Genomic DNA, 11772 nt, shown 5'->3' with positions numbered 1-11772 from the left:
GTCCTTGGCGGGAGAGGACAGGAGATGGTCATGCAACGCAATGCCGTGGTTTCACGCGAGGACTGGTTCGAGGCACATCGCAATCATTTGGAACGCGAGAAGGAGCTGACACGCTTCCGCGACCTTGTCGCCGCCGAGCGGCGGCAGCTGCCCTGGTTCAAGCTGCGCAAGGATTATGTCTTCGAGAGCGAAGCGGGACCGAAGCGTCTTGGCGATCTCTTTGCCGGCAAGAGCCAGCTCATCGTCTATCATTTCATGATGACGCCGGGTTGCGACCACCGTTGCCAGGGCTGCTCGTTCCTCGCCGACCATATCGACGGCGCCAACCAGCATCTCAAGCACCACGACGTATCCCTGGTCGTCGTCTCGCGCGCGGCGCTGACCGAGATCCTGCCTTACAAGCAGCGCATGGGCTGGAAGTTCGACTGGGTATCGTCCTATGCATCGGACTTCAACTTCGACCTGCAGGTCTCCTTCACCGACAGGCAGATCGCGGCCGGCGACACGACCTACAATTTCGAGAAGCGACCGTTGCGGTCGAAAGACCTGCCCGGCACCAGCGTCTTCTACCGCGACGGCAATGGCGACATCTTCCTGACCTTCCTGTCGCGAGGCCGCGGCGGCGACGCGCTGATCGGAGCCTATCATTACCTCGACATGACGCCGAAAGGCCGCGGCGAGACCGGCCCCTATCACAACCTGATGGACTGGGTGCGCCTCCACGACGAATATCAGGACGAGGACCGGCCGGACTGCTGCGCGTGATCGTCTCGTTCACCTGGGCCTGAAGATGCGCTAAGGCTTCCCGCTGTTTTCAACGGATTTGCCATGCAGCGCCTGCTTGCCCTCCTCACCTGGCTCGCTTTCCCGGTCTATGTCTGGCAGGGCCTCGGCGTGCGCCGCCGCACCACGCGGATGCTGCCTGCGCGAGGCCCGGTGCTGCACGAAATACCGGGCAAGGCGCCATCCGTCGCGTTGCTGGTCCTGGGTGATTCCTCGGCAGCATCGGTCGGCATCGAGCAATCCGAACGCGGGCTAGCGGCGCGGCTTGCCGGCCTGATCGCCGAGCGAACCGGCCGAGCCGTGCGCTGGCGCGCCGCCGGCTTCAATTCGGCGACCTCCGGCCAGATCCGCGACCATGTCCTGCCCAATTTATCGGCCGATCCCTGGACGCATATCGTGCTCGCCATCGGCACCAACGACACCAAGAATTCACTCGCCGCTCGAAGGGCGGCTGCATACGCGCTGCGCGCCAATGGCGGAAGCGCCGTGTCTGGTCGCCGATGGCCTGGCACTGATGCCGGCTTCGCGTCCGACGGCTTCCACGCCTCCGAGGCAGGCTACGCGCCTGGGCCGAGCATCTGCTGGATTTCGTCATGGGTAACTGCGCTGAGGTACGTTGAGATTCAGGTCAGGGCGAGCCGAGAATTGCGACTTCCGAGATCGCAGGCTGTCGGGGCATAGCGCCATGGGGGGACGCATATCGTGCTCGCCATCGGCACCAACGACACCAAGAACTTTCACTCCGTGCCGCGCTTCAAGAAGGAGTTCGGCGGGCTGCTATACGCGCTGCGCGCCAAATGGCCGGAAGCGCGCGTTGTCTGGTCGCCGGTGCTGGAATTCACCCGCGCGCCGGCAATGCCGCCATTGCTGGCCGGATCCTCGAGATCCGCGCCACGGAAATGAACCGCATGGGCGTGCGGCTCTGCAACGAGCGCGGCGCCGTGCCCGCCTCGCGCCTGCCGATCACCAATCCCGATGCCGGCTTCGCGTCCGACGGCTTCCACGCCTCCGAGGCAGGCTATCGCGCCTGGGCCGAGCATCTGCTGGATTTCGTCATGGGTAACTGCGCTGAGGTACGTTGAGATTCAGGTCAGGGCGAGCCGAGAATTGCGACTTCCGAGATCGCAGGCTTGTCGGGCAAGGCTATCAGCGTCCATTTGGGGTAGTCAGCGCAAACGCTGGCGATGAGCTGGAGGCTCCCGAACTTCGTCATTCCAGGGCGGAGCAAGGAGCGAAGCGACGCGCGCAGACCCTGGAATCCATGCCGTTACCTGGACCGAAATGTGCAACGGTGCAGAGTTCTGGACCGCCGCGGCGCTTCCAAGTCACGGCAGGGATCCTCGGGTCTGCGCGCGTCGCTTCGCTCCTCGCTCCGCCCGTGGTGATGACGACCGCGATAAGCGTCTCAGCTAATCGCCGAGGCGTGGGACCTGCCAACGCACACTAACCAGGTCAAAACTTCTGCGTTAAGGAACTAAGCCCAATGACCCAAGACAGCGGCAAGCGAGATGGCCGCCATCGCAAGCAGCGCCAGCTTCCAGAAATCGCCGCGTCGCTTCAGCCCCGGCCAGCCCAGCGGCTTGATGACCTGGATCAGCATGATGCCGCAGATGACTAGGGCGAGCAGTTTCGTCATGCTGCCTTTGACCAGCAACGATGGCGGCTGTCAAAGCTGTTCTTGCGGCCTTCGGGCCGAGCACCTCCTGACAGGGATCGGCTTCATCCAGCCCTGCGGGGGGCACCGTGCCGCCTTCTTCCGTCCCCTGCCAACCTCCTGACAGACTGCTGTCAGGAGGGGTGTGAGATACTCTTCTCATCGAAAGAGAGGAGTGAGGTCATGAACGGTTTTACCATCCTGCGCAGCGTGCAGCACTATGTCGGCCGGATCCGCACCGTGCGCAACGAGATCCGCACCCAGCGTTTCCTGAACACCTTGCCGGCGGACATCCGCAAGGACATTGGCTGGCCGGACCTTTACACGGGCCGCGTGCGCGAAAACTGAAATTTTGCCGCCGCGACTTGGATTGTGGCGACACCGCGCCCAGATGTATTGGCGGCCAGTGATGTTGAGTACAGGGAAGAAGCCTTTGTTTGCCGGTAGCTTGCCGCAGCCTCCTGACAGTATGTTGTCAGGAGGAATGCGGTATTTGGAGCGGCTTCGATCCTGACAACAACGAACATGATCCGGAGTAATCTGCGTATGGTAAAAAGCTGGAACGACAGGCTGAACACGCCACGCATCAACGGCATCAAACCGTCGCCGCGCACGGTCGGCGATGTCGTCGAAGGCCAGTCGATGCTGGTGCCGACCGCGCGCAAGCGCGAAGGGCTGAAGCCATAAACCCCGAGGGAGAAACCGATGCGCCGCGCCGACAGGCTTTTCCAGATCGTGCAGCATTTGCGGGGTGGCCGACTGGTCACCGCGCAGAAGCTCGGCACGTGGCTCGAGGTTTCCGAGCGCACCATTTACCGCGACATAGCCGACCTGCAGTCGACCGGAGTGCCGATCGACGGGGAAGCGGGCGTGGGCTACATGATGAGGGAAGGTTTCGACCTTCCGCCGCTGATGTTCACACGTGACGAGATCGTGGCGCTGGTTGCCGGCGCCCGCATGGTGCGCGCCTTTGGCGGCGCCGCGATGGCAAGGGCCGCCGACGAGGCGCTGGTCAAGATCGGCGCGGTGCTTCCCGATACCGAGAAGGACCGCATCGCCCGCACCGAGATCCACACGCCGATGTGGGTGGTGAGCGACGCCGCGCGCGAGGCGATCGACCTGATCGAGCGCGCCGTCGAGAAACGCCAGGTGCTGACCATCGACTATTCCGACGAGGCCGGGCGCGGCACCGCGCGCGACATCAGGCCGCTCGGCCTGTGGTTCTGGGGCAAGGTCTGGACCCTGGTTGCCTGGTGCGAGATGCGCGACGATTTCCGCGCCTTCCGCATCGACCGCATCGCTTCGGTCGTCATCGCCGGCCGCACCTTCAAGCCGGAGCGCGGCAAGCAGCTCGCCGATTTCTACCGCGCCGTCGAGCGCTCGGAGGATTACGGCATGGCGCCCGACCGCGCCGCGCGGACGTGACTTCCTCCCGAGCGATTGTCCAACAAAAAGCCCGCTCGAAGCGGGCTTTTTTGTTGATAGCCTCGGAAGGCTTACTCCTGCTCGTCGTCTTCGCCCTTGTCCTTCGACTTGAGCGCCGAGAGCTTGGCGAACACCGCGTTGGCATCGAGCTCCTGGTCTTCATCCTTCGGCTTCTCCGGCGCCGGCACCAGCCGTTCGGTGAGGGCGGCGGGCAGCAGCGTGTCGCCGACGGGCTGCGGCTGCTCGCGGCCGCGCGAGGCGCGGTTGACCTCGAGGTCGAGGTCGATCTGCGAGGTGAGGCCGAGCGTCACCGGATCCATCGGCTGCAGATTGGCCGAGTTCCAGTGCTTGCGCTCGCGGATCTGCTCGATGGTCGACTTGGTGGTGCCTACGAGACGGGCAATCTGCGCATCCTTGAGCTCGGGGTGGTTGCGCACCAGCCAAAGGATGGCGTTCGGCCGGTCCTGGCGCTTCGACAGCGGCGTGTAGCGCGGGCCCTTGCGCTTCGATTCCGGCACCCGAACCTTCGGCTCCGACAGCTTCAGCCGGTAGTTGATGTCCTTCTCGCCGCGCGCAATCTCGTCGCGCGTCAGCTGGCCGGTGATGATCGGGTCCATGCCCTTGATGCCCTGCGCCGACTCGCCGTCCGCGATCGCTTTGACCTCGAGCGGATGCAACCCGCAGAACTGCGCGATCTGCTCGAAGGAGAGCGCGGTGTTGTCGACCAGCCAGACGGCGGTCGCCTTGGGCATCAGCAGCGTATTGGCCATGTCAAAAATCCTTCTCGTTCGCCCGCGTTCCCGCGCGGGCGGTGGTTTTAGAGCCACCAAAATGGGAAATTCGCGGCCTGTATAAACGCTCCCTCGAATTTTCGCAATGTTTTTGGAAAAGGGCTGATTCACAGCCATTAAAAGACAAAACCCGCTGGACGAGGTCCAGCGGGCTTGGAACCGGAAACGAAGCAAGCGTCTCGACGGCTCTTGCTTGCCTATCCAGCCTGGCCCTGTGGCCGGGCTGGTTTTGATTACACCGCCTGACGGGCAATGCGCTCGATGTCGGCGCGGTTGATGCCGAGGTCGCTGAGCTGGCGGGCATTGAGCTTGTTCAATTCGCGCACGGTCTCGTTGTACATGCGCCACTTACGGAAAGCACGGATCGGGTTCATTTCAGTTTCTCCAGTCGTTTGATGAAATCGTTTGATGCCGCGTAAATAGGCATGCCTGCCCAAGAAATGAACGGACGCTTTTGCATGGCCGCAATGCGTTTTGTGCATTGCACCATTAACGATGCGTTCAGCTTGGAACAGGGGACAACGCGGACCGAGATTCAGGTCAGGCCGAGCCGAAAATGGTGGCGCTCGAGAACCGGAGCGGAGCGTACTTCCGCATGTCCCGGAAAAGTGGTTCCGGTTTTCCGATAAGGGACATGCGGTTCCAAAAAATACGTGAGCACCGGAAGCGCAGGAAGCCGCCGTTCGCAGGCCGGCCTCACCTGAACATCGGCCTATCTTACCCGACGTCGAGGACGATCTTGCCTATATGCTCGCCCTCTTCCATCCGCTCATGCGCCCGCCAGGCTTCGGTCAGGGGAAAGATCATGTCCATGACCGGAGCCACCTTGCGCGTGCCGAGCAGCGGCCATACCTGCGCCTCCAGCGCGGCGGCGATCGCCGCCTTGAACTCGACGGTGCGCGGACGAAGCGTCGAGCCGGTATGGGTCAGGCGCTTGACCATCAGCGTCGCGAAATTGGTGCTTGCGACAGCGCCGGCCTGCACGGCGATCTGGACGATCCGCCCCTCGACGGCCGCGGCCTCGTAGTTGCGCGCGACATAGTCGCCGCCGACCATGTCGAGGATGACGTCGGCGCCCTTGCCGCCGGTCGCATCCTTGACCGCGGCGACGAAATCCTCCTCGCGATAATTGATCGCCCGGTCGGCGCCGAGCTTGAGGCAGGCGTCGCATTTGTCCTTGCTGCCGGCGGTGGTGAAAACAGTGGCGCCGAAGGCCGAAGCAAGTTGGATGGCGGTGGTGCCGATGCCGGACGATCCGCCATGGACAAGCAGCGTCTCGCCCTTCTTGAGCCCGCCGCGCTCGAACACATTGTGCCAGACGGTAAAGTAGTTCTCCGGCACGGCCGCGGCTTCCGAATAGGTGAAGCCGGCCGGGATCGGCAGCACGCTGCCGGCATGGACCTTGACATATTCGGCATAGCCGCCGCCCGGCGTCAGCGCGCAGACCCGGTCGCCGATGCGCCAGCGCGATATGTCGTCGCCGAGCGCCGCGATCTCGCCGGCGACCTCGAGTCCAGGTAGGTCCGAGGCGCCAGGCGGCGGCGGATAGACACCCTTGCGCTGCTGCACGTCGGGTCGGTTGACCCCGGCTGCGTGCACCCGGATCAGCACTTCGCCGGGGCCGGGGACCGGCACGTCGCGGGTTTCCGGCTTGAGCACCCTGGGACCGCCGGGTTGCGAGATCGCGATGGCTGTCATCTTCTCCGGGATCTTGTCCTTGTTCGCCATCGCTGTCCCGTCTCCTCGAATCCTGTCTTGTCACAGTGGTTTGCATCGGCGCCCCTGCCCTATGTATGCTGATTGCCAAATCAGGCAAATGGCCAAGTAAGGGAGAAGCGACGATGGCGATCTTCGACGACGAACCCCGGAAGAAGGCGCGCCCGCACGAGATCGGGCAGGACCTCTCGCTGCTTTCCGTCGACGAATTGTCGGAGCGCATCGCCCTGCTGCGCGACGAGATCGCCAGGCTTGAGGCAGAGCGGGCCGCCAAGAGCGCCACCAAATCCGCCGCCGACGCATTGTTCCGGCGCGGATAATTTCGTCGGCGCGCAAGACCGCCGCCGAAAAGCCCCAATACGCCTGTTTTCAGACCCCGGCGCCCGAACCAGGATCAAGCGATGTTTGCAACCTACCGACCGATCCTCTCGCTGCTGCGCGGTACCGCCTTCCTGCTCGCGGCATCCGGCCTGCACGGCCTGCTGTTGCCGCTGCGCGGCCAGATCGAGGGCTTTTCGACCGCATCGCTCGGCCTGATGGGCACGGCCTGGGCAGGCGGCTTCGTCACCGGCTGTTTCTTCGCCCCGCGCCTTGTGCGCCGCGCCGGCCATGTCCGGGCCTTCGGCGCCTTCGCCGCGTCGGGCGCCATCATCGCGCTGCTCACCGGCCTCATCATCGATGAATATTTCTGGATTCTTTTGCGCGCCTTCACCGGCTTCACCATGGCCGGCGCCTTCATGGTGATCGAGAGCTGGCTGAACGAGAAGGCCACCAACGAGAACCGCGGCACCGTCTTCGGCCTCTATATGATGGTTACCTATGCATCGATCATGGGCGGCCAGATGATCGTCGCCGGCGGAGACGTACGATCGGCCTCGCTGTTCATGATCACCGGCATCCTGTTTTGCCTTTCGCTCATTCCGACGGCGGTTTCTACCCAATCGACCCCGAAGCCGCTGCAGGACGTCAAGCTCGACGTCAAAGGCCTGTACGCCAATTCGCCGGTGTCGGCGGTGGCGTGCCTCTTGATCGGCATAGCCAACGGCGCCTGGGGCACGCTCGGCGCCGTCTATGGCGCGCGCATCGGCATCTCCACCGCCGAGATCGCGCTGATGATGAGCCTTGTCGTCGTTTCCGGCGCCGCCATGCAGCTTCCGGCCGGGCGCCTTTCCGATACAACCGACCGCCGCTTCGTGCTGGCGGGTGCTGCCTTCGGCGCGGCCCTGGTCGCGGTGCTGATCTTCATGTTCGCGCCGCGCTCGGGCGTCTTCGTCATCGTGCTGACCGCTGCGTACGGCGCTTTCGCCTACACGCTCTATTCGATCGCCGTCGCGCATGCCAACGACCATGCCCGCGCTGAGGACTTCGTCAAGGTTTCGGGCGGCCTGTTGCTGCTCTACGGCTTCGGCACGATGATCGGCCCGCTTTTGGCCGCGGCCTTGATGGGTTCGGTGCGTCCGGAGGGGCTTTTCCTGGCAACTGCGCTCGCTCATCTCAGCCTCGCCGGCTACACGCTGCTGCGTATCCGCGCCCGCGCGCCGGTGCCGATCGAAAACCGCGATGCGTTCAAGACGCAGCCCGCGGACCGCGCCGTCACGCCCGAAGCAACCCGGCTCGATCCGCGCAGAAAGATTGAAACCAATAGTTGAGATTCCGAAAACTTTGCCCCACAAATAACGGCATGATGTTTTCTGACGCCTTTGTGGCGATAGCCGACCCCAATCGGCGCTATCTCTTGGAAGAACTCCGGCGCGGCCCGAAGACGGTGAACGAACTGGCGGCCGGATTGCCCGTCTCGCGCCCGGCTGTTTCCCAGCATCTGAAGGTTCTGCTCGATGCCGGCCTTGTCAATGCCAAGGCCGAAGGCACCAGGCGCGTCTATACTGTCAGCAGCGCCGGCTTCCTTAGGCTGAACATCTGGCTCGACCAGTTCTGGGAAACGGCGCCGGGGGAATGATCTAAACCGCGTCGCGATCTTTCAGATTCGCTCCACGCTTAGGTTTTTGATTTCACGCATGTCTTTGTCCTCGATACCGGTTCCCACTTTCGGGAGACATGCTTTAGCCGTTGTTGTAGGGGAAGAACTTGAAATAGGGCTGCGCTTCCTCGACCACGCGGGCAAAGGATGGGCGCGCCAGCAGACGATCGTGATAGCGTTTCAGCGTCGGAAACCTGTCGCCGAACGGTTCAACCTTGTTGGCATAGAACAAGGCGGGTGAGGCCGAGCAGTCGGCCATGGTGAAGGTGTCGCCGACCGCCCAGATTTTTTCCTGCATCTCCTTTTCGACGATGTCATAGGCGTTGCGCAACTGCGCGCGGCTTTCCTCGACGCCGAATGGATCGGTCTGCTTCTTTGGCCGCAGCCGGTCGCCGACGATCTTCTGCATCGGCGCCTGCACGTAGAAATCATAGAAGCGGTCGGCCTGACGGACCTGAAGGGCAAAGTCGATGTCGGTGGGCACCAGCGTGACAGGCCCGGGATAATGCGCAGCCAGATATTCAATGATGATGGTCGATTCCAGCAGCGTTCGCTCGCGCGCATCGTCGCGCAGCGCCGGCATCTTGCCAGTCGGCGACACTTTCAGGAACGCCGCGCGCGAGGCCTGGTCGCCGAGATTGACGATGACCGGATTGAATGGCGTGTCGTTCTCGTAGAACGCGATCAGTGGCTTCCAGCAAAACGAAGCCAGCGGGTGGAAATGGAAAGTCAGGGACATGCTTGGCCTCTTTGTCGCCTTCAATCACGGTTGAAGAATTCACCTGTCGCATGCCGGCCGCGTCAAGTTCCGGCCGTTCGGCGCGATAGCGTCGATGATCTGCCGCCAGTCGTTGCGGTGCAGCTCATGGCCGCCGCCTTCGATCTTGACCAGCCTTGCGCCGGGAACCACCTTTGCCAACGCCTCGCCATGTTCGATCGGAAAGAGCGGATCGGCGGTGCCGTGGATGACGAGCAGCGGTGCCATCAGGTCTCGCACCGTCCGTTTCGGGCCGCCGCCCTTGAGCAGGAAATGGTTGGTCGCGCTGGCGAGGCCGCCGGAGCGATCATAGTCCGCCTCGATCATCGCGTGCGTGCGTTCCTCGTCGAATGGATGGCGCGTGCTGGCGATCGCGCGGGCGTCCTTGACCATGAAGTCGAGCACCTGCTTCCTGTTCGACCAGTCGACGTCGCCGCCTTGCGCCGAATGCTCCTTGTAGGCTTCGGTCGGTCCGGGCAGGCCGGACGTATCGACGCCGAGCGGCGAAGATGAGATCACGGTGAGCGCGCTGACGCGTTCAGGATATTTCAGCGCCACGTTCTGCGCGAGCATGCCGCCCATCGACAGGCCGACAACATGCCCCTTGCCGACGCCGTGGTCATCGAGCACCTGGATCGCATCGTCCACCATATCCCCGAAATTGTAGGGCGGCGTGCCCGGCGGGTATTTCGTCGACAGTCCAGTGTCGCGGTTGTCGTAGCGGATGACAAAGCGGCCGCGCCTGGCGAGTTGCCGGCAGAAGGCTTCCGGCCACCACAGCATCGAGGCCATGGCGCCCATGATCAGAAGGATCGGCGGATCTTTCGGACTGCCGAAGCTTTCCGAAACGATGTCGGGGCGCTGCGCCGCGTAGGTCATCTGCTCCTCCAATCCGATTGCATTTTGCAATCAGTTGCACGATAGTGAAACCGATATCATAATGCAACTGGTTTTTCTGGAGACTGCCATGAACATCGACCGCCGGTCCGGTTGCCCGATCAATCTGTCGCTCGAAGTGTTCGGCGACCGTTGGAGCCTGATCATCCTGCGCGACGTGATCTTTGGCGGCCGGCGCCATTTTCGCGAGCTGCTCAATGGCTCGCTGGAGGGCATCGCCTCCAACATCCTGGCCGACCGGCTGAAGCGGCTGATGGCGCTCGGCCTGCTGACCAAGGCCGACGACCCCAGCCACAAGCAGAAGGCGATCTACAGCCTGACCGAGATGGCGATCACGCTGGTGCCGATCATGGCGCAGCTCGGCGCCTGGGGACGCGTCTGGCTGCCGGTCAGCGAAGAATTGTCGATCCGCGCCGAGCTGCTCGAAAAGGGCGGTCCGCCGCTATGGGAGCAATTCATGGACGAGTTGCGCCATGAGCATCTAGGCGCGCCTTCGAGGACGCCGCCCGGCGCGCCGAGCGTGCGCCAGCAGTTGCGGGCCGCTTATGAGGCCGTCGTCGAGCGCAAGGCCGAGGAACTTCGCCACATCAAGACAGAGGCTTGAAGCCCGTTGCGCGGATCGGGTGCAGCGCGCCGCGATTTAAAGCATGTCTCTCGAAAGTGGAACCGGTTTCGGGATAAGACATGCGTATCAAAGACCTAAAGCGCATGGAGCGAATCCGAAGGATCACGACGCGCTTTAAGCTGAAGGGGACGCACGTAAGCGCGTCAGATGCCCTCGCCGGCGAGCTCTTCCGAAAGCGTTGAAACCTGGTCCTGGGCGCTGCGCATCATCGGATAGATCGCCAGCACCTTTTGCCAGGCCTCCAGCGCCGACTGTTTGTGGCCGGTCTCGGACATGATCTGGGCGAGGCCCGAAAGCGCGCCGAAATGGCGCGGCTCGAGTTGCAGGGTGCGGTCGATGTCGGCCATCGACTTCCCGTAATTCTTCATCAGGAAATGCACGGTGGCGCGCCGGTTCCAGCCTTCGGCATAGTCGGGCTGCAAGGTCACGACCTGGTCGAGGAAATCGAGCGCGACGTCGAATTTCTGGTCTTCCGTCGCCTTTTGCGCCCATTGCATCATCAGGTCGATCGAGGCGCTGCCGGACTGGTTCCATTCGTTCCAGATGCGGCCGGCGATGCGCTCGGCCGCCTTTTCATTGCGCTCGCGCTTCAACTCCGTGAAGAGCTGGTCGAGGCGGCCCTGCCTGGTTGGAGCGGCCGGCGGCGGTGTCGCGGCGGGCGTCGCGGCATCTGGAGGCAGCGCGCCCGGAACCGTTTCTGCTCCTGCAGGCAAAGCTGCGCCGGAAAGCAAATAGGCGGCGAAAAATGCAAAACGAATCCGCATCGCCGGAATCTAATCCCGGACGGCGGATCGTCCAAATGATTTTAGCGTGAGATAGCCGGCGAACCGGCAATCAACAACAAACGGGCGCGGCGTAGGCTTTTTGCGCATGTCGCTGCCCCAAAACCGCTTGGCGCGTTTGGGCGACATGCACTAAGCCGCGCGCAAGCGTCAGCCCTGGCGCGCCTTGTAGCGCGGAGCGGTCTTGTTGATGATGTAGATGCGTCCCTTGCGGCGAACCAGCCGGTTGTCGCGGTGACGCGCCTTGAGCGCCTTGAGCGAATTCTTGATCTTCATGGTCTTGCCTGTTCGGTCAGGGCCCGTCCCGGGCCGAATTTTAAAGGCGCGCCCGAAAAAAGCGCGCCTTTGAACTTGGCGAGGCTCA

The 11772-nt window shown here is 63.0% G+C and carries 16 protein-coding genes and 2 pseudogenes; 10 read left to right on the top strand and 8 right to left on the bottom strand.

Annotation, left to right across the window (positions count from 1 at the left end; all coding sequences use genetic code 11):
* Window positions 1–30 precede the first annotated feature (30 nt).
* The 3 genes and pseudogenes from EJ072_RS19150 to EJ072_RS19140 all read left to right on the top strand — a co-directional run.
* On the top strand, window positions 31–765 hold the full coding sequence (locus tag EJ072_RS19150; protein ID WP_126080830.1) for a thioredoxin family protein: 735 nt from the start codon (window positions 31–33) through the stop codon (window positions 763–765).
* Window positions 766–828: 63 nt separating this feature from the next.
* Window positions 829–1464 carry a GDSL-type esterase/lipase family protein gene (locus tag EJ072_RS19145; protein WP_245466907.1) on the top strand — a complete coding sequence of 212 codons (636 nt, stop codon included), beginning with the start codon at window positions 829–831 and terminating at the stop codon, window positions 1462–1464.
* 12 nt (window positions 1465–1476) lie between these two features.
* Window positions 1477–1865, top strand: a pseudogene (locus tag EJ072_RS19140) (SGNH/GDSL hydrolase family protein); the annotation flags it as partial.
* 392 nt (window positions 1866–2257) lie between these two features.
* Here the strand turns inward: EJ072_RS19140 and EJ072_RS19135 are convergent.
* Complete coding sequence (locus EJ072_RS19135) at window positions 2258–2419, bottom strand: hypothetical protein (protein ID WP_108702902.1); 162 nt, start codon at window positions 2417–2419, stop codon at window positions 2258–2260.
* 201 nt (window positions 2420–2620) lie between these two features.
* On the opposite strand from EJ072_RS19135, the gene EJ072_RS19130 reads away from it, so the two are divergent.
* From EJ072_RS19130 to EJ072_RS19125, 3 genes are all read left to right on the top strand, one after another.
* Window positions 2621–2785 carry a hypothetical protein gene (locus EJ072_RS19130; protein ID WP_116397974.1) on the top strand — a complete coding sequence of 55 codons (165 nt, stop codon included), beginning with the start codon at window positions 2621–2623 and terminating at the stop codon, window positions 2783–2785.
* Between the two features lie 198 nt (window positions 2786–2983).
* Window positions 2984–3124, top strand: a complete 141-nt coding sequence (locus tag EJ072_RS36065) for a hypothetical protein (RefSeq protein WP_189343388.1) — start codon at window positions 2984–2986, stop codon at window positions 3122–3124.
* A gap of 18 nt (window positions 3125–3142) precedes the next feature.
* A complete protein-coding gene (locus tag EJ072_RS19125; protein WP_042641559.1) occupies window positions 3143–3862 on the top strand; it encodes a YafY family protein in 720 nt (239 codons plus the stop codon).
* Between the two features lie 71 nt (window positions 3863–3933).
* Here the strand turns inward: EJ072_RS19125 and EJ072_RS19120 are convergent, their stop codons facing one another.
* The 3 genes from EJ072_RS19120 to EJ072_RS19110 all read right to left on the bottom strand — a co-directional run bounded on the left by EJ072_RS19120 (window position 3934) and on the right by EJ072_RS19110 (window position 6381).
* Complete coding sequence (locus EJ072_RS19120) at window positions 3934–4632, bottom strand: DUF1013 domain-containing protein (protein ID WP_126080829.1); 699 nt, start codon at window positions 4630–4632, stop codon at window positions 3934–3936.
* Window positions 4633–4886: 254 nt separating this feature from the next.
* Complete coding sequence (locus EJ072_RS19115) at window positions 4887–5027, bottom strand: DUF1127 domain-containing protein (RefSeq protein ID WP_071074868.1); 141 nt, start codon at window positions 5025–5027, stop codon at window positions 4887–4889.
* A gap of 343 nt (window positions 5028–5370) precedes the next feature.
* On the bottom strand, window positions 5371–6381 hold the full coding sequence (locus EJ072_RS19110) for an NAD(P)H-quinone oxidoreductase (RefSeq protein WP_126080828.1): 1011 nt from the start codon (window positions 6379–6381) through the stop codon (window positions 5371–5373).
* Between the two features lie 113 nt (window positions 6382–6494).
* Here EJ072_RS19110 and EJ072_RS19105 point away from each other — a divergent pair, with 113 nt between their 5' ends.
* From EJ072_RS19105 to EJ072_RS19095, 3 genes and pseudogenes are all read left to right on the top strand, one after another.
* The gene (locus EJ072_RS19105; protein WP_126080827.1) at window positions 6495–6689 is read left to right on the top strand and encodes a DUF1192 family protein; all 195 of its coding nucleotides are present in this window, start codon (window positions 6495–6497) and stop codon (window positions 6687–6689) included.
* A 27-nt stretch (window positions 6690–6716) separates the two neighbouring features.
* Window positions 6717–8018, top strand: a pseudogene (locus tag EJ072_RS19100) (MFS transporter); the annotation flags it as partial.
* A 32-nt stretch (window positions 8019–8050) separates the two neighbouring features.
* Window positions 8051–8326, top strand: a complete 276-nt coding sequence (locus tag EJ072_RS19095) for a metalloregulator ArsR/SmtB family transcription factor (protein ID WP_040998815.1) — start codon at window positions 8051–8053, stop codon at window positions 8324–8326.
* A 103-nt stretch (window positions 8327–8429) separates the two neighbouring features.
* Here EJ072_RS19095 and EJ072_RS19090 read toward each other — a convergent pair whose 3' ends face one another.
* Complete coding sequence (locus EJ072_RS19090) at window positions 8430–9086, bottom strand: glutathione S-transferase family protein (RefSeq protein WP_126080825.1); 657 nt, start codon at window positions 9084–9086, stop codon at window positions 8430–8432.
* Window positions 9087–9125: 39 nt separating this feature from the next.
* Window positions 9126–9983 (bottom strand): alpha/beta hydrolase, encoded by an 858-nt coding sequence (locus EJ072_RS19085; protein ID WP_126080824.1) that lies wholly within the window; start codon window positions 9981–9983, stop codon window positions 9126–9128.
* 88 nt (window positions 9984–10071) lie between these two features.
* On the opposite strand from EJ072_RS19085, the gene EJ072_RS19080 reads away from it, so the two are divergent.
* The gene (locus EJ072_RS19080) at window positions 10072–10605 is read left to right on the top strand and encodes a helix-turn-helix domain-containing protein (RefSeq protein ID WP_126080823.1); all 534 of its coding nucleotides are present in this window, start codon (window positions 10072–10074) and stop codon (window positions 10603–10605) included.
* A gap of 164 nt (window positions 10606–10769) precedes the next feature.
* Here the strand turns inward: EJ072_RS19080 and EJ072_RS19075 are convergent, their stop codons facing one another.
* Together EJ072_RS19075 and ykgO are read right to left on the bottom strand one after the other, a co-directional pair.
* The gene (locus tag EJ072_RS19075) at window positions 10770–11390 is read right to left on the bottom strand and encodes a hypothetical protein (RefSeq protein WP_126080822.1); all 621 of its coding nucleotides are present in this window, start codon (window positions 11388–11390) and stop codon (window positions 10770–10772) included.
* A gap of 168 nt (window positions 11391–11558) precedes the next feature.
* Entirely contained in the window at window positions 11559–11684 is a 126-nt protein-coding gene (ykgO, locus tag EJ072_RS19070) for a type B 50S ribosomal protein L36 (RefSeq protein WP_040974291.1), read from the bottom strand.
* Window positions 11685–11772: the final 88 nt, after the last annotated feature.

The sequence above is a fragment of the Mesorhizobium sp. M2A.F.Ca.ET.046.03.2.1 genome, from assembly GCF_003952425.1.
Lineage (GTDB): Bacteria > Pseudomonadota > Alphaproteobacteria > Rhizobiales > Rhizobiaceae > Mesorhizobium.
Note: the sequence above shows the minus strand (reverse complement) of the source record. Positions and strands in the feature narration are given on the sequence as shown.